At 64.2% G+C, this 21,881-nt stretch carries 22 protein-coding genes; 8 read left to right on the top strand and 14 right to left on the bottom strand.

The window, feature by feature from the left end:
* Positions 1-20: 20 nt before the first annotated feature.
* From XH83_RS10635 to XH83_RS10620, 4 genes are all read right to left on the bottom strand, one after another.
* Positions 21-1,013 (bottom strand): ABC transporter substrate-binding protein, encoded by a 993-nt coding sequence (locus tag XH83_RS10635; RefSeq protein WP_194406948.1) that lies wholly within the window; start codon positions 1,011-1,013, stop codon positions 21-23.
* A 51-nt stretch (positions 1,014-1,064) separates the two neighbouring features.
* Entirely contained in the window at positions 1,065-1,874 is an 810-nt protein-coding gene (locus XH83_RS10630; RefSeq protein ID WP_194406947.1) for an ABC transporter permease, read from the bottom strand.
* A 325-nt stretch (positions 1,875-2,199) separates the two neighbouring features.
* Positions 2,200-2,907: a TetR/AcrR family transcriptional regulator gene (locus tag XH83_RS10625; protein ID WP_194406946.1), complete on the bottom strand. Its 708-nt coding sequence runs from the start codon at positions 2,905-2,907 to the stop codon at positions 2,200-2,202.
* Between the two features lie 213 nt (positions 2,908-3,120).
* Complete coding sequence (locus XH83_RS10620) at positions 3,121-3,969, bottom strand: VOC family protein (protein WP_194406945.1); 849 nt, start codon at positions 3,967-3,969, stop codon at positions 3,121-3,123.
* 224 nt (positions 3,970-4,193) lie between these two features.
* On the opposite strand from XH83_RS10620, the gene XH83_RS10615 reads away from it, so the two are divergent.
* Both XH83_RS10615 and XH83_RS10610 read left to right on the top strand, forming a co-directional pair.
* Positions 4,194-5,087 carry a sugar kinase gene (locus tag XH83_RS10615; protein ID WP_194406944.1) on the top strand — a complete coding sequence of 298 codons (894 nt, stop codon included), beginning with the start codon at positions 4,194-4,196 and terminating at the stop codon, positions 5,085-5,087.
* Between the two features lie 18 nt (positions 5,088-5,105).
* Positions 5,106-6,023, top strand: coding sequence for a ribokinase (locus XH83_RS10610; protein ID WP_194406943.1), 918 nt, complete (start codon positions 5,106-5,108; stop codon positions 6,021-6,023).
* Here the strand turns inward: XH83_RS10610 and XH83_RS10605 are convergent, their stop codons facing one another.
* Positions 6,024-7,244, bottom strand: coding sequence for an NAD(P)/FAD-dependent oxidoreductase (locus XH83_RS10605; protein WP_194406942.1), 1,221 nt, complete (start codon positions 7,242-7,244; stop codon positions 6,024-6,026).
* 227 nt (positions 7,245-7,471) lie between these two features.
* Here XH83_RS10605 and XH83_RS10600 point away from each other — a divergent pair, with 227 nt between their 5' ends.
* Positions 7,472-8,266, top strand: coding sequence for an enoyl-CoA hydratase/isomerase family protein (locus XH83_RS10600; RefSeq protein ID WP_194406941.1), 795 nt, complete (start codon positions 7,472-7,474; stop codon positions 8,264-8,266).
* Between the two features lie 3 nt (positions 8,267-8,269).
* Here the strand turns inward: XH83_RS10600 and XH83_RS10595 are convergent, their stop codons facing one another.
* From XH83_RS10595 to XH83_RS10580, 4 genes are all read right to left on the bottom strand, one after another.
* The gene (locus tag XH83_RS10595; protein WP_194406940.1) at positions 8,270-9,610 is read right to left on the bottom strand and encodes a TRAP transporter large permease; all 1,341 of its coding nucleotides are present in this window, start codon (positions 9,608-9,610) and stop codon (positions 8,270-8,272) included.
* Complete coding sequence (locus tag XH83_RS10590) at positions 9,607-10,185, bottom strand: TRAP transporter small permease (protein WP_194406939.1); 579 nt, start codon at positions 10,183-10,185, stop codon at positions 9,607-9,609. The genes XH83_RS10595 and XH83_RS10590 overlap by 4 nt, the downstream gene beginning before the upstream one ends.
* Positions 10,186-10,339: 154 nt before the next feature.
* Positions 10,340-11,347, bottom strand: a complete 1,008-nt coding sequence (locus XH83_RS10585; RefSeq protein ID WP_194406938.1) for a TRAP transporter substrate-binding protein — start codon at positions 11,345-11,347, stop codon at positions 10,340-10,342.
* A gap of 57 nt (positions 11,348-11,404) precedes the next feature.
* Positions 11,405-13,120, bottom strand: a complete 1,716-nt coding sequence (locus XH83_RS10580) for an IlvD/Edd family dehydratase (RefSeq protein ID WP_194406937.1) — start codon at positions 13,118-13,120, stop codon at positions 11,405-11,407.
* A 172-nt stretch (positions 13,121-13,292) separates the two neighbouring features.
* Here XH83_RS10580 and XH83_RS10575 point away from each other — a divergent pair, with 172 nt between their 5' ends.
* Entirely contained in the window at positions 13,293-13,973 is a 681-nt protein-coding gene (locus tag XH83_RS10575) for a GntR family transcriptional regulator (RefSeq protein ID WP_194406936.1), read from the top strand.
* Positions 13,974-14,012: 39 nt separating this feature from the next.
* Here the strand turns inward: XH83_RS10575 and XH83_RS10570 are convergent, their stop codons facing one another.
* The gene (locus XH83_RS10570; protein WP_194406935.1) at positions 14,013-14,423 is read right to left on the bottom strand and encodes a hypothetical protein; all 411 of its coding nucleotides are present in this window, start codon (positions 14,421-14,423) and stop codon (positions 14,013-14,015) included.
* 197 nt (positions 14,424-14,620) lie between these two features.
* On the bottom strand, positions 14,621-16,414 hold the full coding sequence (locus tag XH83_RS10565) for a winged helix-turn-helix domain-containing protein (protein ID WP_194406934.1): 1,794 nt from the start codon (positions 16,412-16,414) through the stop codon (positions 14,621-14,623).
* Positions 16,415-16,566: 152 nt separating this feature from the next.
* Between XH83_RS10565 and XH83_RS10560 the strand changes: the two genes are divergently transcribed.
* Positions 16,567-16,872: a nickel-binding protein gene (locus XH83_RS10560; RefSeq protein ID WP_194406933.1), complete on the top strand. Its 306-nt coding sequence runs from the start codon at positions 16,567-16,569 to the stop codon at positions 16,870-16,872.
* A gap of 52 nt (positions 16,873-16,924) precedes the next feature.
* Positions 16,925-17,164: a hypothetical protein gene (locus XH83_RS10555; RefSeq protein WP_194406932.1), complete on the top strand. Its 240-nt coding sequence runs from the start codon at positions 16,925-16,927 to the stop codon at positions 17,162-17,164.
* On the opposite strand, the gene XH83_RS10550 is transcribed toward XH83_RS10555, so the two are convergent.
* Positions 17,148-17,393 (bottom strand): hypothetical protein, encoded by a 246-nt coding sequence (locus XH83_RS10550; protein WP_194406931.1) that lies wholly within the window; start codon positions 17,391-17,393, stop codon positions 17,148-17,150. The genes XH83_RS10555 and XH83_RS10550 overlap by 17 nt on opposite strands.
* Positions 17,394-17,484: 91 nt before the next feature.
* Here XH83_RS10550 and mddA point away from each other — a divergent pair, with 91 nt between their 5' ends.
* On the top strand, positions 17,485-18,258 hold the full coding sequence (gene mddA / locus XH83_RS10545; RefSeq protein WP_194406930.1) for a methanethiol S-methyltransferase: 774 nt from the start codon (positions 17,485-17,487) through the stop codon (positions 18,256-18,258).
* Between the two features lie 70 nt (positions 18,259-18,328).
* Here the strand turns inward: mddA and XH83_RS10540 are convergent, their stop codons facing one another.
* Entirely contained in the window at positions 18,329-19,153 is an 825-nt protein-coding gene (locus XH83_RS10540; protein WP_194406929.1) for an NAD(P)-dependent oxidoreductase, read from the bottom strand.
* 90 nt (positions 19,154-19,243) lie between these two features.
* Between XH83_RS10540 and XH83_RS10535 the strand changes: the two genes are divergently transcribed.
* A complete protein-coding gene (locus XH83_RS10535) occupies positions 19,244-20,224 on the top strand; it encodes an SMP-30/gluconolactonase/LRE family protein (RefSeq protein ID WP_194406928.1) in 981 nt (326 codons plus the stop codon).
* A gap of 214 nt (positions 20,225-20,438) precedes the next feature.
* On the opposite strand, the gene XH83_RS10530 is transcribed toward XH83_RS10535, so the two are convergent.
* Positions 20,439-21,869 carry an aldehyde dehydrogenase family protein gene (locus tag XH83_RS10530; protein WP_194406927.1) on the bottom strand — a complete coding sequence of 477 codons (1,431 nt, stop codon included), beginning with the start codon at positions 21,867-21,869 and terminating at the stop codon, positions 20,439-20,441.
* Between the last annotated feature and the right edge of the window lie 12 nt (positions 21,870-21,881).

The following is a 21,881-nucleotide window of genomic DNA, read 5'->3' as shown; positions in this document are numbered from 1 at the left end:
CGACAGCGGAAAATCATCGCTCACGAACCGCTCTTCGGCAGGTAATCATTGGTGTAGAAGGCCTTCGGGTGGTCCTTGGCCTTGGCATCCAGCCCGCCATATTCAACCAGCAGATTGACCGTTTCCGTCATGTTCTGATCGGTGACCTGGAAAGGCCGCTTGGTCTTGGTCTCCGCGGTCCGGTAGAGCGGGATGGTCAGCTCGAAACCTTGCGTCAGCGTGTCGATCTTGCCGCCCTTGGGGTTGGCATCGAGGATCGATTGCGCTGCCGCCTTCGGCTCCTTCTCGGCGGCCTCGACGGCCTTGGTCGTCGCCGACATGAAGCGGCGGACGAGGTCGGCATTGGCCTTCACGTAATCGGTGTTGGCGATGATTCCGGAGGAAACCATGTTGATGCCGTAGTCGGCGAACTTGATCGGATAAACGTCCTTGCCGGTGGCGTCCTTGATCTTCATGGACTGATCCATGACATAGCCGAGCAGCAGATCAGCCTGGCCGTTGATGACGGCATTGAGCTTGGTCTGGCCGTCGCCGGCAACCGTCTGGAAGTCGCTCTCCTTCAGGCCGGTCTTCTTCAGAAACAGCGGCCAGATCTGGGTCATGGAATCCGCGGGCGTGATCGCCACCGTCTTGCCCTTGATGTCCTCGGGCTTCCTGATGTTCTTGTCGACGAAGCCCATGGCGGACATCGGTGAGGTCTGCAGCAGCACGCCGGTCGCGACCACGGGCGCGCCCTTGATCGCCGCGCGCATCATAGTGGGCACGTCGACATAGCCGAAATCGGCGGTCTTCGCCGCGACGGCCTGCGTGGTCGCAGCCGAGCCGCGGCCTTCCTGGATCTCGAGGTCGATGCCCTCGGCGGCATAGATGCCCTTGGCCTTGCCGTAGTAGAACGGCGCGTGCTCGCCATAGACGTACCAATTCAGCATCAGCACGACCTTGTCGGCTGCCTGCGCGGGCATGGCCGCGAACAGCATCAACGCCGCTGACGCAGCCCCAATCAAACGCTTCATCGTCACTCTCCCTTGTCGTTATGTTTCGGCCATTGACGGCCGTTGCTTAAGTTAAGAGGCGAAAATCACGTCCTCGCGCTGGCTGACATGCCAGGGAATCACCAGCTTCTCGATGCGGTCGACGATCCAGAACAGGACCACGCCGAGCAGAGCGAGGATCACGAGCGCTGCGAACATCGTCGGCAGGTCGAACGTGCCGATCGAGCGCTGCATGACGTAGCCGATGCCGGAATTGGAGCCGACGAACTCGCCGACGACGGCGCCGACCACGGCGAGCGTCACCGACACTTTCAGCCCTGAGAAGATCGCCGGCAGCGCGTGCGGCAGGTTCACCGCGCAAAACACCTGGAAACGGCTGCCCTGCATGGCGCGGGCGAGATCGACCATATCAGGGTCGACCGATTTGAAGCCTTGCACGGCGGAGACGACCACCGGGAAGAAGCCGAGCAGGAACGCGGAAATCACCTTGGGAATGATGCCGAAGCCGAACCAGACCACGAACAGCGGCGCGATCGCGATCTTCGGCACGGATTGCGAGAACACCAGCAGCGGATAGACGTAGCTCTCCACCGTCTTCGAGCCCGCGATCAGCATCGCGACGGGAATGCCGAACAGCGCCGACAGCAGGAAGCCGCAGACGGTCGCATAGGTGGTCGGCCAGGACTGGCGCAGCAGCTCCGGCCATTCAGTCCGCAGCACGGCGACGACATCGAGCGGCGACGGGATCTGGTAGGCAGGGATCCTGAACAGACGGATCGCGAGATCCCAGGCAACGACGATGAAGACCAGGAACAAGAACGGCCGAACCCAGGCTGCATTCAGCATCTTGGAAACAGCGTTTTGCGGCTTCGGCTCGGCCAATTTTCACTCCCGGCAGTCTTCTTCGTTGTGGGGAGAAATTAACCCGTTGGATAAATACTGTCCAGAGCTTTCCCTGTGACGTTTTGTGCCGGGGTTCCGTTGGGGTGGCGGGACGGTCGCGCCCATGTCCCGGCTCTGCGGCGCACCGCAAGAGCGCCCCGCTGCGTCCGGGCCACGAGAGCGACCCACCCTCGGTGTCATTCCCCGCGAAGGCGGGGAATCCAGTACGCCGCGGCTTCTCGGCTCAATCAAAACCGCCTTTGGAATACTGGATCGCCCGATCAAGTCGGGCGATGACAGCAAAGAGAGTGGCAACGGAACGTCGCTAGACCGTCTGCGCCAACGCGGTGCGCGACTTCGGCGCCTTCGCGATCTCGAACAGGGCAACGGACTGTCCGGTCAGCGCGGCCAGCACCAGGCCCACCATGTGCGCCAGCCGCTCGTCCTTGGCCTTCTTGTCCAGGAGATCGCGGCCGAAGATCACGCTGAGCGTCGCCGAGTTGGAGAGATAGAAGAAACAGAGCCCGGCGATCGAGATGTAGAGCTGCACCGGGTCGACCGCGACCTGGAAGTCGCCGCTGTCGACGCCGCGCCGCACCACGGTGCGGATCATCTCGACGAAGGGCGAGTGCATCGACTTGACCTTGGTCGACTTCTTCAGATGCTTGGCGCGCGCGAGGTTTTCGGTCTGGAGCAGCGACAGGAATTCGGGATTGCGCAGGAAGTAATTCCAGGTGAACTCGATCAGGCGCCTGATCGCTTCGGGCGGATCGAGATGTTCGAGATCGAGCCCGCGCTCCTCGCTGCGGATCTTGTCGTAGGCGCCTTCGAGCACCGCGAGATAGAGCTCGTCCTTGTTGCCGACGTGATAGTACAGCATGCGCTTGTTGGCGCCGGCCTTGGCCGCAATGCGGTCGACCCGCGCACCGGCGAGACCATGGGCGGAGAACTCCTGCTTGGCGGCTTCGAGAATGCGCAGCCGCATCCCCTCGGGGTCACGCTGCCATTTCAGAGTTCGCTTTGCCTTCGCCAAACCGTGTGCTCGCTGGGTGGTCTCTCGTCAGCTGTAACACGCGGGCGAGCGTTTGAGAACGATCTCATGCCCCGGACGCAGCGCAGCGCTTCTTCGGCGGTGCGCTGCAGAGCCGGGCCCATGTTGCAGCGGATTCGTGGAGAGATGGGTCCCGGCTCTGCGCAGCAACGCCAAGAGCGTTGCAGCGCGTCCGGGACACGAGAGTGAGGTCCCTCACTCGACCGGCTTTGGAGAGCGCTCGAGCAGCACCGTCTGAATCCCGCAAGTGCCATTCCGCACCGTCATGATCCGCGTCCCCGGCTTGCGGCCGTTGCGGACTTCGGTGACGTCGAGGCCGGCCGCGATCAGGCGGGCGCGGGTGGCGTCGATGTCGGTGACGCGCCAGCTCAGGCCCCAGAGACGGTCATGCGCGAGGTCGCTGCCGGCGACGGGCCGGCGCACCACCTCGACGATGAGGTCGCCGCAGCGGAAGAACATCAGCTGGCCCCAATCCTGGTGCGAGCGGTCGAGCGCCAGATCGAGGCCGAGCCGCGCGCCGTAGAGCGCGGCGGCTCGTTCGGAATCCTCGGTGGTGACCACGACGTGGTCGAGCGCGTCGATCGGCGCGATGTCGGTCGCCGGGGAGAGCGGCCGCTCGTCGGCGAGCTCGAGGAAGAACATGCGCACGCCGCGCGTGAGTTCCGTGGCGGCGCGTGTGCGCTTCCAGTGCAGCACGTTGCCTGTTTCCGTATCGCTGCTTTCGACCTCGGCGACCGGATCCGGATTCAAGGCCACCCGCTCCAGCCGCCGGTGCATCCGGCTCATGTCCGCGACACGAAAGCACAGGCTGGCGAGCACGCCCTCCTGGTCGTCCAGCAGCGCGCGCATGCGATCCGCCGTCACGCTGAAGCCGCTGGGCGCCATCAACTCGATCGTCATGTTTGCGAGGGTGAACAGCACGCGGTCGGCGCCCTCACCCGAATTTTGCCAAGACGGCGCACGGGCCAGCAGCGTCTGATAGGCCGCCTTTGCCGCCCCGATGTCCCTCACTAGAACGACGACATGATCGAGGCCGGTGATCATCTTTCCCCCTCTTGATCGCCCGTTTCAGGGCTCTGGAACCCCCGGGCAGAAACACGGCGTTTGTCCGGGCTTGGCATTGCCCGGTGATGGTCGTATTCCCTGACCATGCTGACCTCAAGCGCTTCGGGCGGCAGATTTGCGAATAATTTCAGCGTCCCGCCGGAGCGGAACCGGTGCTACAGTAAGCGCGCCGGCCGGGACCACAAGCGCATGACGGACAAGCAATGCAGGCTCTCTTCATCGGACAGACCTATATCGACGTCGTCTTCATCACCGACCACATGCCGACCGGCGACGAAAAGCACGTGGCCTCCGACTACGCCGTCTCCTTCGGCGGCAATGCGGTGACGGCGGCGTTCTGCTGCGCCAAGCTCGGCATCGTCCCCGATCTCATCGCCACCGCGGCCAATGACTGGCTGGGACGCATGTTCCAGGACATGTGTGCGAAATACGCGATCTCGCTGCACGGGCGGAAGGTCAACCAATCCTCGCTGTCCTTCATCATGCCCAAGGACGGCAAGCGCGCCATCGTGCGCTGCCGCGACGACGAGCACATCCATCCCTTCCCGATGCTCAATCTCGGCGGCTGCCGCGCGCTGCATGTCGACGGCCACCAGCCGGACGCCGCGATCCATTATGCCAAGGTGTGCCGCGAGGCCGGCATCCTGACCTCGCTCGACGGCGGCGGCCTGCGCACCAACACCCATGAGCTGCTGGAATTCATCGACGTCGCGATCGTCGCCGAGCGCCTGTGCGAGCAGATGGACCTAACGCCGGAGAAAATGCTCGACTATCTCAAGAGCCGCGGCTGCAGGATCGGTGGCGTCACCATGGGCGAGAAGGGCCTGCTCTGGTTCGACGAAACCGGAACGGTGCAGGTGATGCCGGCGATGCCGATCCCGCGCGAGCGGGTGATCGACACCAACGGGGCCGGCGACGTCTTCCACGGCGCCTATGTCTATTCCTACCTCGCCCATCCCGGCAAAAGCTGGCGCGAGCATTTCGATTTCGCGCGGGCCGCCTCGACCTACAAGATCCAGCGCCTCGGCAACGAGGCCGGCCTGCCGACGCTGGTCGACATCGCCAAGGTCAGGCACGAGTTCGAGGTCAGGGTCTAGCGTTCGCCGAGGTTTCCCATGGGGCGCGTCTTTGTCGCCGGCAGCATCAACATGGATGTGGTGGCGACCGCCCATCGCCATCCCCGCGTCGGCGAGACGGTCGCCGGCAAGCAGGTGCTGTATTTTCCGGGCGGCAAGGGCGCGAACCAGGCGGTGGCGGCGTCTCGGCTCGGCGCCGGCACCACGCTGATCGGCCGGCTGGGCAAGGATTTCTTCGGGGCCGAGCTGAAAGCCTTCCTCGGCGACCAGGGCATCGACCTCGGCTATCTCAAGGAGAATGCGGAGGCCCACACCGGCACCGCGATCATCACGGTCGCCGAGGCCGACAATACCATCGTCGTCATTCCCGGCGCCAACGCGCTGGTGAGCGCCGATGATGTCGGCGGCGTGCCGCTCCTGAAGGGCGATGTCGCGGTCAGCCAGTTCGAGATTCCGTTGCCGACGATCGCCGCGTTCTTCCACCGGGCGCGCGAGGCCGGCGTCGTCACCGTGCTCAACCCGGCGCCCGCGCAAAAGATGTCCGATGAGCTGCTCGCGCTGGTCGACGTCCTCGTGCTGAACGAGACCGAGCTCGGCTTCCTCGCCTGCATGGAGCTGTCCGAAGACGATACTGCCACACGGATCATCGACGTCGCGCGACGACTTCAGGCGCGCGAGGACCAGACCATCTGCATCACGCTCGGCAAGCGCGGCGTGCTCGCGCTGGCCGGGCGCGAAGAGTTTTCGGTGCCCGGGCGCGTCGTGAAGGCGGTCGACACCACCGGCGCCGGCGACTGCTTTGCCGGCGCGCTGGCGGCGCAACTGGCTGACGGCGTGCCTCTGCGCGCCGCCCTCGCCTTCGCCAACGCGGCGGCGTCGATCAGCGTGCAGCGCATGGGCGCGGGGCCGTCGATGCCGGCGGCCGCGGAGGTTAAAGCTGTTCTCGCCGCTGGTTGATCACGCCAGCGCGCTCTTCAGATCAAAGCTTTCGTCCGCGGCCTGCTCCGGCGTGATCGAGCGGTCCATGGCCTGCAAGCGGCGGCCGAACATGTGATCGCCGGCGCGGTTGATCGATTCGATGCCGAGCAGCCTGTCGCCCTTGTAGCAGAACGCCGAGAACGCCTTGTTCGCGGGACTGCCGCGCAGCACGACGCGGTCATAGCCCGTGGTCAGGCCTGCGATCTGCAGCTTGTCGTCGCCCTGGTCGCTCCAGAACCAGGGATGGCCGTCATAAGCTTTCTTGTCGCCGGTCAGCCGCGCCGCGAGGCAGCGGGCGTGATCGGTCGCGTTCTGCACCGATTCCAGCCGCAGCGATCCGCCGAATCTGGGACTCGCGAACAGCGCGCAATCGCCGATCGCGGAGATGTCAGGATCGGCCGTTGCAAGATATTCGTCGACGATGATGCCGGCGGCGACCGGCAAGCCCGCCTCCGCCGCGAGCTCGATGTTCGGCAGCACGCCGACGCCGACCAGGACGAGGTCGGCCGGCAGATGCCGTCCGTCGCTCAAGGACACGCCGGTGACCTTGCCGTTCCCTGCCTCGATCGAGGTCGCCTGCACGCCGAGATGGATGCGGACGCCGGCCGCGCGATGCCGCTCCTGGAAATACTCCGAAACCTCCGGCGTCACCGCGCGCGCCATCACGCGAGGGGCAAGCTCGAGCACGTCGACCTCGAGGCCCTTGATCCGCGCGGTCGCCGCGAATTCGAGGCCGATGAAGCCGGCACCGATGATCACGGCGCGCGTCTTCGACGGCATGATCGCCCGCAACGCCTCGCTCTCGTCGAGGATGCGCAGATATTTCACGTCGGGCAGATTGGCGTTGGGCAGATCGAGCAGCCGGTTGCGCGCGCCCGTCGCCAGCACGAGGTGGCCGTAGCCAAGAGTCTCGCCCGAAGCGAGATGAACTTTCCGCGCCGCGCGGTCGATCGACGCCGCCCGGCCGGCGATCAGCTCGATCTTCTGGTCCTGGTAGAATTTTTCGGGCCGGAACATCAGGCTCTCGGGACCGGCCGAGCCCTTGATGTAGGCCTTGGACAAAGGCGGCCGCTGATAGGGCAGATGCGCCTCGTCGTTGATCAGGCAGATGCGGCCGGCAAAGCCTGCCTGCCGCAGGGATGCCGCGACCTGGTAGCCGCCATGGCCGGCACCGACGATGATCACCGGACCGTCGCTCATCGGACAGCCCATTTCCGGAAGACACGAGCGTGACCCATGCCGTCTCCTCTCTCGCTGATTTTGGTTGCTGACCTTACGAGGAGCCGGCGCTCGTGTCCGTCCCTTGGAAAAGGCGGGTCCATTTGAGCCTATCGTTCCGCCCAGTGCAAGGGCGCAGCGCGGGGATTGTCTCCCCCGCCCTTCTGCGATTTAGTCGCTGCCAGCCACCTCATGCCGGGGATATCCAGATGCCAGTTCCCATCTCCCAGCCCGACGATCCCGCCTTGCTCAAGGTCGACGGCCCGATCGCGACCATCACGCTCAACCGCCCCGCCGCGTTCAACTCGATCAACCTTGCGATTGCGCAGAAGCTCGAGCAGCTCGCCGCCTGTATCGAAGGCGACGACGCCATCAAGGTCCTGGTGATCGAGGGCGAAGGCCGCGCCTTCTCGGCCGGCGGCGATCTGCAGACGATCGGGGCGGCCGCCGAGGCCGGCACTGTGACACCGGTCGTCGGCGAGCTGTTAAGGCACTATCATGCCTTCATCGAGATCATCAGGCGCATGCCGAAAATCTCGGTGTCGAGCGTGCACGGCTCGGCCGCCGGTGCCGGCATGGGCCTCGCCTTCGTCACCGACCTCTGCATCGCCGCCGACGATGCCAAGTTCACGCCGGCCTATGCCAAGATCGGGGTATCGCCGGACGGCGGCTCGACGGTCGGAATCGTCGGCACGGTCGGCTCGCGCCGGGCGCTGCAGATCTTCCTCGGCGAGGACAATTTTACCGCACAGCAGGCCTACGAATGGGGCCTGGTGGCCAAGGTCGTTCCCGCCGGGGAATTGAAGGCGGCGACGCGACAGCTCGCCGAGCGGCTCGCGCAGAACCCGCCGGCCGCGATATCAGGCACCAAGTCGCTGGTGTATCAGGCCGCCACCACACCGGTGAAACAGCAGCTCGATGCCGAGGAGCACAAGATCATCATGGCGATGAACACGGAAGACTTCCGCACCGCCGTGAAGAAGTTCACCAGCAAGGGCAAGTAGCGCCTATTGCGGACAGATATAGCCCGTCCCGGCCGGCGACTTGAAGCAGCCGACCGATTCGGGCAGCACGTGCCGCGGCAGCCACAATACCACGCTCGGGAAATAGATCGCGAACGCGATCGTCGCCAGGAACACGACATAGATCGGCAACGCCGCGCGCAGCGCCTTGGCGAAGCTGACGCCGACGAATTTCGAGCCCATCAGCAGCACCAGCCCGTAAGGCGGCGTGATCAGGCCGAAGGCGAGCGTCGCGATCAGCACTACGCCCATGTGCACGGCGTTGATGTCGCCCGCTTCCGTCAGCGCGTTGACCAGCGGCATGAAGATGATGATGGTGGGCACCGGCTCGATGAAGTCGCCGACGATGGTGAACAGCAGCACCATCAAAAGCATGATCAGATGCGGGTCGGTACCGGCGATCGACGTGATCCACTCGGCGATATAGGTCGCACCGCGCAGATAGGCGAGCATCCAGCCGAAGGCATTGGCGGCGCCGATGGTGATCAGCGGCAGCGAGAAGATCAGGCCGGCGAGGCAGAAATCGTAAGGGATCTTCTTGATGTGTCCGCGGTTGAGCGCGGGGATGACCACCAGAATGATCCAGACGACGGCAACGACGCCGGCCTCCGTCGGCGTGAACCAGCCCGTCAGGATGCCGCCGAGCAGGATCACCGGGATCATCAGCGGCAGCGCCGCATCGCCAGCCGCGAACACCACCTGGCGCAGCGGCGCGCGGGGCTTGCGCAGGCCCGAGGGGCCGAAGAAATAGCAATAGATCATCAAACCGAAGCCGATCATCAGGCCCGGCACGACGCCGGCCATGAACAGGCCGGCGATCGAGACGTTGCCGACGGCGCCATAGACCACCGCGGTGATGCTCGGCGGCACCAAAGCTGCAATCGTCGAGGCCGAGGCAATGATGGCGGCGATGAAGGCAGGCTCATAGCCCTCGCGCTTCATCGGGCCGCCCAGCGCGCGGCTCATCACGGCGACGTCGGCGGTGGTCGAGCCCGACATCTCCGAGAAGAACATGCTGAAGACGACCACGACCTGCGACAGCCCGCCCCTGATATGGCCGACCAGCGATACCGAGAGATTGGCTATTCGCACAACGACGTTGGCGGAGCTCATGAGCTCGCCGACCAACAGGAAGAACGGGATCGCCAGCAGCGCCTCGGAGTCCACGCCGTCGAAGATCTTCTGAATGATCGCGGCGAGCGAAACATCCGACAGCAGCGCGCCGACGAAGACACCCGCCATCAGCGAGAACGGCACGGGCACGCCCAGATAGCCGAAGAACAGGAAGCAGAACGTCATCAAGGTCAGGACAACAGGTGCGCTCATAGCTGAGCCCTCGCCTGCGCGTCGGTGACGACTGGCGTTCCGTCCTCCTCGGGCGGCTCGGGATGGTCAAAGCCGTTGCGCAGGCCGTTGACGAGCTGCTCGATGGTGAACAAGCCGATCAGCACGCCTGACAACGGAATGATCGCATAGAGCGAGGCGATCGGCGTGCCCGACGGCAGCCGAAAGCTGCCGAAGCCGCGCAGATAATTCTGATAGCCGTACCAGACGAGGCAGAAGGCGACGCCGAGCACCACGATGCGGATGATGACCTCGACGATCAGCCGCGAGGTGCCGTGCATCGCCTCGGAGATCGCGGTGAGATAGAGATGGTCGTTGCGGCGCGTCGCCGCGGCCGTGCCGACGAAGATCGCATAGATGAACAGCGTCGAGGTCACCTCCTGCAGCCAAAGCCAGGGATGGCCGATGGTGCGGGTGACGATGTCGGCGGTGACCGACAGCGAGAAGCCGAAGCATAGCACGCCGCAGAGGATCATCAGGGCGAGCTCGAGCCAGTCGAGCGCGCGCCATTTGAGATGGCGTTGGCGTTGCACGAGCAGTTTGTCGGCGATGGCCATGATTGTTCCCGGCTGCGGCTTTCCATCATGGCCGGGCTTGTGCCGGCCATCCACGCACTCGGCGCGGACTCGAAGGAAGAACGTGGATGCCCGGGACACCTGGCGCGAAGACGCGCTTCGCGCTTCCGCCCGGGCATGACGACCTTCTTGGCGGTCAGTTGATCGACCGGATCAAATCCTTGATCTTCTCGGCGTGCGGGCCGAGCTCCTTGGCGAGCTTGTCGAGATAGGGATCGGCGATCGCCGTGAAGCTCTTCTTGTCGACGTTGTCGACGATCTTCACGCCCATCTTCTTCAGCTTCTCGGCCGCGCTGCGCTCGAGGTCGAACGCCTTCTGCGGCTCCTTGGTGCTGACCTCGTTGGCCGCGGCCTGCACCCAGCCCTTCTGCTCGGCAGACAGGCTCTGCCAGAGCTTGTCGGAGATGAACACCAGCGCGTTGTTGGCCTCGTGCTCGGTGATGTTGAGGACCGGCGCAACTTCGTAGTGCTTGTTGACGAGATAGACGTTGATGCTGTTCTCGGCGACGTCGACGACACCGGTCTGCAAGCTGGTGTAGACGCTGCCGAACGGCATGTGCACGGTCTGGGCGCCATAGGCCGGGAACATGGTGTCCTCGGTTGCGGTCGCCTGCACGCGGATCTTCGCGCCCTTGATGTCGCCCACGTTGCGGATCTCTTTCCTGGCGTACATGTGGCGCACGCCCTGCGAGCCGGTCGCGATCACATGCAGGCCCTGCGTGGTCTCGTCGATCATGGTCTTGAGCGCTTCGAACACGCGGGGATCGGCCAGCCCCTTGACGACGTGGTTCTCGTCACGGAACAGATAATGCAGCGACATCACGCCAGCCTGCGGCGAGATCGTCGCCGTGTTGGCGGAGGAGATGATCGAGAATTCGACGTCGCCGGCTTTCACGAGCTGGAGCACTTGTGGCTCCTGCCCGAGCTGTGCACCGGGATATTGATCGATGATCATGGTGCCCTTGCTCAATTCCTTGAGCTTCTCGGCAAACAGGTCACCCGCGATGGAATAGCCGGTATTGCGCGGCTGGTCATAGGCGAAGCGATAATGCTTCACCTCCTGTGCCCCCGCTCCGGTGACGACAAGCATGGCGGCCGCGGCCGTCAACCCATGGAAGAATCTCGGCATGGATCGTGCAATCATCGTTTCCCCCTGTTGTATCGCCCGCCGCTTTAAGCGGTCTGAGCGTTCGTCGTTCGGTCAGCTCGTCTCGGTCTTCCCAGTCCTCTGCATGAAATCGAAATCGCAGCCCTCGTCGGCCTGCATGATGGTCTCGTTGAACAGCCAGGCGTAGCCGCGGCGTGCTTCCTCCGGCGCCGCAGCCGGTTTTAGCGCAGCACGGCGCCGCTCCAGCTCGGCCGCGTCGACCAGCAGCTCGATGCTGCGCTTGGCCACGTCCAGGCTGATCATGTCGCCGTTCTGCACCAGTGCCAGCGGCCCGCCTACGGCGGATTCCGGGGTGATGTGCAGCACGATGGTGCCGAACGCCGTGCCGCTCATGCGCGCGTCCGAAATGCGCACCATGTCCTTGGTGCCGCCACGCGCGAGCTTCTTCGGGATCGGCAGATAGCCCGCCTCCGGCATGCCGGGCGCGCCCTTGGGGCCGGCATTGCGCAGCACCAGCACGTCGTCGGCGGTGACATCGAGATCGGGATCGTCGACGCGCAAGGTCATGTCCTCGACGGATTCGAACACCACCGCGCGGCCGGTATGCTTGAGCAGCTTGGGGCTCGCAGCCGACTGCTTGATGACGGCGCCGCGCGGCGCGAGGTTGCCGTGCAACACGGCGAGGCCGCCTTCCTTTTTGATCGGATTGTCGCGCGAGCGGATGGCGTCCTGCCCTGGCACGTCCTCGGCATTGGCGACGACATCGCGCAGCGTCTGGCCCGAGATCGTCCTGGCGTCGAGATCGACGAGGTCGCCGAGCTGCGCGAGCAGTTTTGGTACGCCGCCGGCGTGATGGAAATGCTCCATGTAGTGCTCGCCCGACGGCTTGAGATCGACCAGCACCGGCACCTCGCGGCCGATCTGGTCGAACACTCCGAGATCGAGCCGATGCGGCGAGCGATGCGCCATCGCGGTGAGATGGATCAGGCCGTTGGTCGAGCCGCCGATGGCCTGAAGCACCACCTGCGCGTTCTTGAAAGACGCCGGTGTCAGCAGCTCGCTCGGCTTCGGCCCCTTGGTCTTGGCCATCTCGGCGGCGACCTTGCCGCTGGCCTCGGCAAGACGGAAACGCTCGGCATGCGGCGCGGGAATCGTCGCGCTCATCGGCAGCGACAGGCCCATTGCTTCGATCATGCAGGCCATGGTCGAGGCGGTGCCCATCACCATGCAGGTGCCGACCGACGGCGCCAGACGCCCGTTCACCGCCTCGATCTCGGAATCGTCCATTTCGCCGGCGCGGTATTTGGCCCAGAGACGGCGGCAGTCGGTGCAGGCCCCCAGCACTTCGCCCTTGTGATGGCCGACCACCATGGGGCCGACCGGAATGACCACGGTCGGCAGGTCGGCGCTGATGGCGGCCATGACCTGCGCCGGCAGCGTCTTGTCGCAGCCGCCGATCACGATCACCGAATCCATCGGCTGGGCGCGGATCATCTCCTCGGTGTCCATCGCCATCAGATTGCGCAGGTACATCGAGGTCGGATGCGCAAAGCTCTCGGCGATCGAGATGGTCGGGAACACGAACGGCATCGCGCCCGACAGCATCACGCCGCGCTTGGCGGCTTCGATGATCTGCGGAACGTTGCCATGGCAGGGATTGTAGTCGCTATAGGTGTTGGTGATGCCGACGATGGGGCGCTCCAGCGCGTCGTCGGAATAGCCCATGGCCTTGATGAACGCCTTGCGCAGGAACAGCGAGAAGCCGGCATCGCCATAGCTCGTCAGACCCTTGCGCAACCCACTCGTCATCATGCCACTCCTCAATTTGCCATTGTGGTACAGCCTGCGTCCTGATTGTCAATAAGATTGGTCCATATTGTCGCATTTTCGCGCCTGGGACACCTCTACGGACTTGGATTATTGACAATCTGCCTTGTCCCTGCTCCACAGGGCAGACCGGCCGCAGCCGGAGGCCGAGGGCATGTCCGACATTCATACCGCAGACAGCATGCCCGTCCGGCGCGACGATCCGGACAACGTCGTCGCGCGGCTGGAGGAGGACATCATCTTCGGCCGCCTCGCGCCGGGAGCGCGCCTGACCGAGGACGCGCTGATGTCGCGTTACGGCACCTCACGCCATTTCGTGCGCCAGGCGCTGGTGGACGCGGAACGACGCGGCATCGTCCGTCGCGAGAGGAATGTCGGCGCCACCGTGCGGTTCTACTCGGCCGAGGAGGTCCGGCAGATCTACGAGGTCCGGGAGATGCTGACCCGGCAGGCCGCGCTGATGATCCCCCTGCCCGCGCCGCAGGGCCTGATCGACGAGCTGACCGCGCTGCAACGGCAATATTGCGCCAAGGCGGATGCGCAGGACCTGCGCGGCATCCATGAAGCCAACGATGCCTTTCACCTCGCGCTGTTCACCGCCTGCGGCAATCCCTATCTGGTGCGCTCGCTGCAGGACTACATGAACCTGACACTACCGATGCGGGCGAAGAACCTCGCCGATCGCGACGGCCTCGCACAATCACGTCGTCAGCACGAGATGATGATCGAGCTCCTGCGGGGCCGCGACAGCTGGGCGCTGGCGCAGCTGTGCGTGGACCACATGCAGTTCAGCAAGAAGGATTATCTGGCGCGGATTGGAGGAGCTCGCGCGTAGATCGGTCGAGCTGCGGTTAGAATGACGCCGAAGACCCCTTCAATACCGCCTCAACAACCCGCGATCCACGCTCGCCTCGCCATATTCGGCGCAGGCCCTTTTTGGGTTCCTGATCAAGTCCGTCCGAACATGCCTGAACGTTCTGCTGGCCGCATCGGACACTTCGGGACGGAATTTGGCGGGATCGTAGCTCTCGCCATCGCGGGCCTTGATGGCCGCGGCATAGGCGTCGATCATGGCCATCGCCGCATCCGGACTGCCGAGCAGCCGGGCGCCGAGCTGAACGCTGCCGCTGCCATCAACCTCGTAACCGTCACATCGCTGTTCCAGCACCACAGATGCGATGACCATCTGATCGAGGAACGCCGCCTCGGCGTCGGTGAGCGTCGCGGCTTGCGCCGGTCTGGAGACGATCATCGCGAGTATTGCAACTGACAATTTGAGTTTCATTGTCGTGACTTCGCTACCGTCCTTGCGTCGTCATCAACACAACCGTTGCTGAATTACGATTGCAGATCGAAAGCCAAAAGACAGGAGCACCATTGATCCACATCAAGGGATGGGACACCAAAGCAAGCGGCGGCGCGCGCTGACCTGAACGAAAAATCTATGCCGCTGACAAGGCTGGGCAAGTATCGCGACGGTCGCTAGGCAGCTCGTCCCGTCGCTCGCGTATCGGCCTCGCCTCGCAAAGCCGCACACGCAGCCTCGAACTTCCGCGAACCGAGTTCGCCAGCCGCAAGCTGGGCTGCGTGGATCTCCGCCGATGCGCCTCGCACGTCATCATGAGCCAATTGCAGCTTCGCGATCCGCAATCTCAACCTGACGGCCTGCACTCGCCCGTCGATGCTCGACCACAATTGCCGGGCGAGATGCAGATGTCGCAGCGCTGCCTCATAGTCATCGCGCGCGTGCGCGAGCACCGACTGCGCTTCATTCGTCAATGCCCGGATCGACGGCATCGGCCATCGGTCGGGACTTCCGGAAAGCTCTTCGATCAGCTCCCGGGCCTGCTCATGGCGGCCTGTATGCGCGGCGGCAAGCGCCAGATGCGCGAACAATATTCCTCGCCGCTGCAGGGTCCACCAGGATTTTCCGATCAAGCTACGCTCGAGACTGCTGTAGGCGGCTTCGGCTTCGCCACGTTCCAGCAAGAGCATGGCGCGGCCGGGCTCGGGACACCAACCGAGGGCATAGGCCTTTTCGTAGGCCTCGAACGCGGCGTCGTCATTCCCGATCGCAGCCTGAATGTCAGCGAGCACGCGATTGGCATCGCCGGTCGCCCATGGTGCATCACTGGTCAGCCGCGCCAGCGAATCTTGAATGCGCGACAGGGCTTCGCCGAGCGAGCCCCTGACGCCAAGGACTTCCGACCGATGAAGCTGGCAGGAGCCGGTTAATTCCATCCCGCTCTCGGTGCAATATTTCTGATAGCCCAGCGTCCACTGGTCGGCCCTCGCCCAATCCCCGAACATCCGCGCCGCCCACAGGATGTTGCAGTAGAGGATGCCTCCAATGATTGGATCGATATCGCCGCTGGAGAGTGCCATCGCAGCGGCGAGGTCCTGATCCGCCAGTCCTGCGCGTGTATCGCCCAGACACAGCCGGTAGAACCCGCGATAAGCAAGACTCAGGGCCTCGATGCCAAGAGCGTTCTTGTGCCGGACCGTGCTGTACGCGACATCGGCAAGCGAAAGCGCCTGTTCGGGCTCGCCTTCGAACGCCGCGACCTTCGACTTCATCCAGAGAATAAGCGCAGTCGTGGCGGGATCCTCGACTTCGGAGGCCCAATCCTCCGCCCGTGCCAGCCAGCCCTTGGCAATCGCCGCCTGGCCGCGCTCGAAGTGCAAGCCGGAGAGCGTGACGGCATCGACGACAGCCAGCGGCACCTTGCCGGCTCTGGTATGGGCGGCAACTGCGCGAGCCAAGAGCGGAAGGGCTGCATCGGCCTTGCCGGTGCACTGCAGGGCCAGCGCCCATTGATGCAAGTCCGCGCCCTCGAGCGGTTGAACGGCATCGACGGCCTCGAACAGTGCTGCGGCTTCGTCCCAGGCTTGCGCGGCAGCGGCACGCTGCGCTTGCGCCCGCAGGTCCGGAGCTTGCTCATCCCTCGCCCCGGGAGCGGCAACCTGCAGCTCCGATACGCCTTCGATACAGAAACGATAACCCCTGCCCGGCATATTCCGGACGGCGCCATCCATGCCACCCTTGCGCAGCACGCCACGCAGCATGCTCACCGCACGTTGCAAGGAATTGTCGGTGACGGTGACATCAGGCCACAGGGTATCAAGCAGCTCTGCCTTGGTGACGACCCGGTCGCGGTTGCGGGTCAGGTAGACCAGCAGATCGAACACACGCGGCTGCAACGGGACTTCCCGCTGCGCATGGATGAGCGCACGGCCCTCTTCATCGAGCTCGAAGGGTCCAAACCTGAGGGTCATATCGTTAAGTCCTGGCAAGGTCGAAAAGGTTCAGACAAGGATCAGGCAATGATCAGCCCACGGTAAGGACGGTCAGCGCTAGCCGCGCCTATAGCTCCTCACGGCCTGGGTCGCTCCCGACCCGCAGGCGACAACCCCTGAGGAGATGTTTGATGGAACTCTATGTCATTCGCCGCCCGAGCGCCTGGGCGAACCTGAACGAACTGGAAGCCGCCGGCGCGAAGTCCGCGCGGATCGGCAACGAACAGATGTCCGACCGCGTCCGTTGGATCCGCAGCTACGTGGTCCATGAGGCCGACGGGCGCATCGGCACCTTCTGCATCTACGAAGCGCGCGACGGGGAGTCGATCCGCGAGCATGCGCGGCGCGTCGGCATGCCGGGCGAGGAATTCTACAAGGTCGCCACGACCGTGGTCGTCCGCGACGATCCCACACCGCAGACGGCTGCCGCCGAATAGCAATCAGCGCGGGCGCCGTCATCGTCTCGTGATTCCGCGAAAGGATAAGGAAATGTCCGTTCAGTCTCAGGCGCCGCCCGCGCCAAGCCCTTTGCAGCGACATCTCGCCGCCATCCTGCTGCGGCTTCGCCGGCTCATCAATCGGTCTGTCGCCAGCATGCTGGCGAACCGCGAGAAGGCCGCAATGCAGTTCGCGAAGGGGTGCAGCACCACAGCCAACGACCACAGCACGGCTCGAGACACGCTGCAGAGCATTTGCATTCCCCACAACGATTTCATTTCGAGGACATAGTCATGAATTCCTTCATCCAACCCGAGGCCGAAGTCAGGACCTCCGATTTCAAGATTTCCATGCTCGGAAATTTCAAGTTGAGAACCGCTGCGCTGGCGACCGGGACAATCGGCGCCATCATGATGTCGCTGGTTCTGGCTTCGGCCGCAACGACGTCAGACGACCTTCGGCCCGAGGCGGCGAGTGCCGCAAACGCCCGGAAAAGCCCCGGCAAATGCAAGGCGCCCATGGTCCCGACAGTCCTTGCAATGTGACGAAGGCAACAGTGGCACGCCCCCAACTCAGCCATTCAATGTCCACCACAAGATCGGAACTTTATCATGTCCATCACCCTGCATAACGGACCAGCTCAGACCACAAGCGCGCTGGCGGCACGAAGCTTCGTGCTTGGCTACGGCGTGCTCGCTTATCTCATCTTCTTCGGGACTTTTCTTTACGCTGTCGGCTTCGTTGCGCAGCTCGTCGTGCCCAAGACGATCAACAGCGGCGCGACAGGCTCGACCGGACAGTCCCTCTTGATCAACCTCGCGCTGATGTCCCTGTTTGCCGTTCAGCACAGCGGCATGGCGCGCCAGGGCTTCAAGAAGCTGTTCGCCGCCTTCGCCTCGCCCGCGCTCGAGCGCAGCACCTATGTGCTGCTGGCAAGCCTGAGCCTGGTCCTGCTGTTCTGGCAATGGCGGCCGATCACGGCCATCGTCTGGGAGATCGAGACGCCGATGGCAGCTTACGCCGCGGTCGCCGGCAGCTTCGCCGGCTGGCTGATCGTGCTGTACAGCACGTTCCTGATCAGCCATTTCGAATTGTTCGGGCTGACGCAAGTCGTCAGCCACTTTGCAGGCCGGCTTGCCGAGCCGATGAAATTCAGGACGCCGGGCCTCTACCGCCTGATCCGGCATCCGATCTATCTCGGCTTCATCATCGCGTTCTGGTCGACGCCCACCATGACGCTTGGGCACATGCTGTTCGCGACGGTGACGACAGCCTACATCTTCGTCGGCATCTGGCTGGAGGAGCGCGACCTGGTCACCCTGTTCGGAGATCAGTACCGGCACTACAGGCAGAAGGTGGCGATGTTGATCCCCGGCCTGTTCTGATCCCGCGCGAGCGTCCGGTGAGAGCGGCCAGGCAGAGCTTTGGCCGCTCTCACCATGTCGAGCGCGCTCCCTACCGCTTCTTCCAATCAATGATCCGGCTCGGATCAGCATCGAACTCCATGCTGCAGAACGTGCCGCCCTGGAAATAATCGCCGACCGGATCCGGCTTCAGCTTGGCCTGCTCGGCCATTGCGTGCTCGCGGAAATCTTCGGCACGGCCCGTGGGGCGGTAGCCGAACTCGTAGGCGCGGTGGTTGTCCCACCAGGCGCGCTCGTTGAGGGAGGCGCCGTAGAACACTTCGAAATGGATGTCGGGATGCTCGAGCCCGATGCGGCAGAGCTGCACGAGGTCGTCTGGCTTGAGCCAGATCGAGAGCCGGCGCTGGTCGAGCGGCATGTCGCCGAAATTGCCGATGCGCAGGCACGTCACCTTCAGCCCGTGCTTGTCGGCGTAGAGCGCGCCGACGGCCTCGCCGAACACTTTGCTGACGCCGTAGCGCCCGTCGGGGCGCGGGGTCACGTCGGTGCCGATCTTGTGGTGGCGCGGATAGAAACCGACGGCGTGGTTCGACGAGGCGAACACCACGCGCTTGACGCCCTTGCGGTAGGCGGCCTCGAACAGGTTGTAGCCGCCGATAATGTTGGCCTGGAGGATCTGATCCCAAGTGCCTTCGACCGAATAGCCGCCGAAATGGATGATGCCGTCGACGCCCTCGCAGATCGCCTCGCATTGCGCGAGGTCGGCGAGGTCCGCCGCCTTGAACTTTTCATTCGCGCCGAGATCGGCCGGCGGCTTGATGTCGGAGAGCAGGAGATCCGGATAGATCGGCGGCAGCAGTTTTCGCAGGCTCGTGCCGATTCCGCCCGAAGCTCCCGTCATCAAGATACGCGGCATTGTCGTCCCTCGCCGTTAGTGACCGATTTGCGGTCACGTGTCTCTAATGATAGCAGAATTGTCCAGAGGGAACGAAACGAGAGAACCGACATGAATGAGGCATCGTCCCACTCCCCGGATTTCGGCCAAGGCTGGCGGCCAGCGACCTATTACCCCGACCCCGCGATCAGGGCATTGGATCCCCGCTTCGAAAAATACTGGCTAAAGCTGTCGGCGGTGGAGCGGCTCGCGACCGGCCTGCGCTGGGCCGAGGGTCCCGTGTGGTTCGGCGACGGGCGCTATCTGCTCTGCAGCGACATTCCGAACCAGCGCATCATCAAATGGGAGGAGGAGACCGGCGCAGTCAGCGTGTTCCGCAAACCCTCCAATTTCGCCAACGGCAACACGCGCGACCGGCAGGGCCGGCTCGTCACCTGCGAGCATGGCGGTCGGCGCGTGGTGCGCACCGAATATGACGGCAGCATCACCGTGCTGATGGATCAATTCAACGGCAAGCGGTTGAACTCGCCGAACGATGTCATCGTTAAATCGGACGGCTCGATCTGGTTCACCGATCCGACCTTCGGCCTGCTCGGCAATTACGAGGGCTACAAGGCCGAGCCGGAGATCGAGCCGAATGTCTACCGGTTCGATCCCGCGACGAATAAGGCAACCATCGTCGCCGAGGGCGTGCTCGGGCCGAACGGGCTGTGCTTCTCGCCGGACGAGAAGATCCTGTACGTCGTGGAATCCCGCGGCGTGCCCAACCGCAAGATCCTCGCTTACGACGTCTCGGCTGACGGCACGACGATCTCCAACAAGCGCGTTCATATCGACGCGGGCCCGGGCACGCCCGACGGCATGCGCTGCGACATCGACGGCAATCTCTGGTGCGGCTGGGGCATGGGCGATCCCGAGCTCGACGGCGTCGTGGTGTTCGCGCCCGACGGCGTCATGATCGGCCGCATCGCCCTACCCGAGCGCTGCGCCAATCTCTGCTTCGGCGGCGTCAAGCGCAACCGCCTGTTCATGGCGGCGAGCCAGTCGATCTACGCGCTGTATGTGAACACGCAGGGAGCCTTGGGAGGATAAGCGCTTCTCTCTGGCGTCATTCCGGGGCGCGCCTCTTCGGCGCGAGCTATGGTACGCAATGGCGCACCTGAAAATCCGTTGTGCAGCAGAGGCTGCGGACAAATGGATTCCGGGCTCGTCGCTACGCGACGCCCCGGAATGACGAGAGAGAGAGATCAACAAAAACGCCGGAGCGGTTGCCCGCTCCGGCGTCATGTCCGTCAGTCGCGTGCGCTTACGCCGCGTTGAAGCCGGCAACCGCCTTCACTTCGAGGAAGTCCTCGAGGCCGTACTTGCCCCACTCGCGGCCGTTGCCGGACTGCTTGTAGCCGCCGAACGGCGCGGTGCGGTCGTTGGGCACGCCCTGCAGGTTGACGTTGCCGGCGCGGATCTGGCGGCCGACGCGCTTGGCGTCCTCGACCGTCGCACCCGTGACATAGCCAGCAAGACCGTACGGCGTGTCGTTGGCGATCTGCACCGCCTCGGCTTCGTCTTTGGCGCCGATGATGGTCAGCACCGGTCCGAAGATCTCTTCGCGGGCGATCGTCATGTCGGGCGTGACGTCCGCGAAGATGGTCGGGCGGACATAGAAGCCCTTGTTGACGCCTTCGGGCAAGCCCGGGCCACCGGCGACGAGCGTTGCGCCCTCGTCGATGCCCTTCTTGATCAGGCCCTGGATCTTGTCCCACTGGCCGCGGTTGACGACGGGGCCGATGGTGGTGCCTTCGGCGCGGGGATCACCGGCCTTGGTCTTGTCGGCGACGGCCTTCGCGATCGCGGCGACTTCCTTCATCTTCGCGGCCGGCACGATCATGCGCGAGGGCGCGTTGCAGGACTGGCCGGAATTGTTGAACATGTGCATCACGCCGCCGGTCACCGCCTTGGTGAGGTCGGCACCTTCGAGGATGACGTTCGGCGATTTGCCGCCGAGCTCCTGGCTGACGCGCTTCACGGTGGGAGCAGCGCGCTTCGCCACATCGATTCCGGCGCGGGTCGAGCCGGTGAAGGAGATCATGTCGATGTCGGGGTGCTCGCTCATGGCGGCGCCGACCTCGGGGCCGAGGCCGTTGACGAGGTTGAACACGCCCTTGGGCACGCCGGCTTCATGGAGGATTTCCGCGAAGATCAGCGCCGAGGTCGGCGTGAATTCGGATGGCTTCAGGATCATGGTGCAGCCGGCGGCAAGCGCGGGCGCGACCTTGCAGGCGATCTGGTTTAGCGGCCAGTTCCAGGGCGTGATCATGCCGACCACGCCGATTGGCTCGCGCAGCACCATGGCGGTGCCGACCGGCTCCTCGAAATGATAATTCTTGAGCACGTCGAGCGTGGTCATGAGATGGCCGAGGCCGGCGCCGGCCTGCAGCTTCTCCGCCATCGGCAGCGGCGCGCCCATCTCGTCGGAAACGGCGGCGCCGATCTCCTTGAGACGGCCTTTGTAGACCTCGATGACTTTCGAAAGCAGCGCGACGCGCTCGTCACGGCTGGTCTGGGAGAAGGTCGCGAAGGCGCGCTTGGCGGCGGCAACCGCCTTGTCCACGTCGGCCTTGGAGCCCAGCGCAACCTCGTACATCGCCTCTTCCGTCGCGGGATTGACCACGGCGGTCGACTTCTTGACGGCGGGATCGACCCAGGCGCCGTCGATGTAGAATTGCATGCGATTGACCATCGTTAACCTCTT

This window comes from Bradyrhizobium sp. CCBAU 53351, assembly GCF_015291745.1.
Taxonomy (GTDB): domain Bacteria; phylum Pseudomonadota; class Alphaproteobacteria; order Rhizobiales; family Xanthobacteraceae; genus Bradyrhizobium.
This window is presented reverse-complemented; position numbering and strand designations above follow the sequence as displayed.

Coding starts and splice junctions, on each gene's coding strand:
- XH83_RS10560 (WP_194406933.1), top strand. CDS start 16,567: ATGGAACTCTATGTCATTCGCCGCCCGAGCGCCTGGGCGAACCTGAAC.
- XH83_RS10590 (WP_194406939.1), bottom strand. CDS start 10,185: ATGGCCATCGCCGACAAACTGCTCGTGCAACGCCAACGCCATCTCAAA.
- XH83_RS10535 (WP_194406928.1), top strand. CDS start 19,244: ATGAATGAGGCATCGTCCCACTCCCCGGATTTCGGCCAAGGCTGGCGG.
- XH83_RS10575 (WP_194406936.1), top strand. CDS start 13,293: ATGTCCGACATTCATACCGCAGACAGCATGCCCGTCCGGCGCGACGAT.
- XH83_RS10540 (WP_194406929.1), bottom strand. CDS start 19,153: ATGCCGCGTATCTTGATGACGGGAGCTTCGGGCGGAATCGGCACGAGC.
- XH83_RS10610 (WP_194406943.1), top strand. CDS start 5,106: ATGGGGCGCGTCTTTGTCGCCGGCAGCATCAACATGGATGTGGTGGCG.
- XH83_RS10605 (WP_194406942.1), bottom strand. CDS start 7,244: ATGAGCGACGGTCCGGTGATCATCGTCGGTGCCGGCCATGGCGGCTAC.
- XH83_RS10585 (WP_194406938.1), bottom strand. CDS start 11,347: ATGATTGCACGATCCATGCCGAGATTCTTCCATGGGTTGACGGCCGCG.
- XH83_RS10635 (WP_194406948.1), bottom strand. CDS start 1,013: ATGAAGCGTTTGATTGGGGCTGCGTCAGCGGCGTTGATGCTGTTCGCG.
- XH83_RS10530 (WP_194406927.1), bottom strand. CDS start 21,869: ATGGTCAATCGCATGCAATTCTACATCGACGGCGCCTGGGTCGATCCC.
- XH83_RS10580 (WP_194406937.1), bottom strand. CDS start 13,120: ATGACGAGTGGGTTGCGCAAGGGTCTGACGAGCTATGGCGATGCCGGC.
- XH83_RS10550 (WP_194406931.1), bottom strand. CDS start 17,393: ATGGGCGCCTTGCATTTGCCGGGGCTTTTCCGGGCGTTTGCGGCACTC.
- XH83_RS10600 (WP_194406941.1), top strand. CDS start 7,472: ATGCCAGTTCCCATCTCCCAGCCCGACGATCCCGCCTTGCTCAAGGTC.
- XH83_RS10615 (WP_194406944.1), top strand. CDS start 4,194: ATGCAGGCTCTCTTCATCGGACAGACCTATATCGACGTCGTCTTCATC.
- XH83_RS10570 (WP_194406935.1), bottom strand. CDS start 14,423: ATGAAACTCAAATTGTCAGTTGCAATACTCGCGATGATCGTCTCCAGA.
- mddA (WP_194406930.1), top strand. CDS start 17,485: ATGTCCATCACCCTGCATAACGGACCAGCTCAGACCACAAGCGCGCTG.
- XH83_RS10555 (WP_194406932.1), top strand. CDS start 16,925: ATGTCCGTTCAGTCTCAGGCGCCGCCCGCGCCAAGCCCTTTGCAGCGA.
- XH83_RS10595 (WP_194406940.1), bottom strand. CDS start 9,610: ATGAGCGCACCTGTTGTCCTGACCTTGATGACGTTCTGCTTCCTGTTC.
- XH83_RS10620 (WP_194406945.1), bottom strand. CDS start 3,969: ATGATCACCGGCCTCGATCATGTCGTCGTTCTAGTGAGGGACATCGGG.
- XH83_RS10565 (WP_194406934.1), bottom strand. CDS start 16,414: ATGACCCTCAGGTTTGGACCCTTCGAGCTCGATGAAGAGGGCCGTGCG.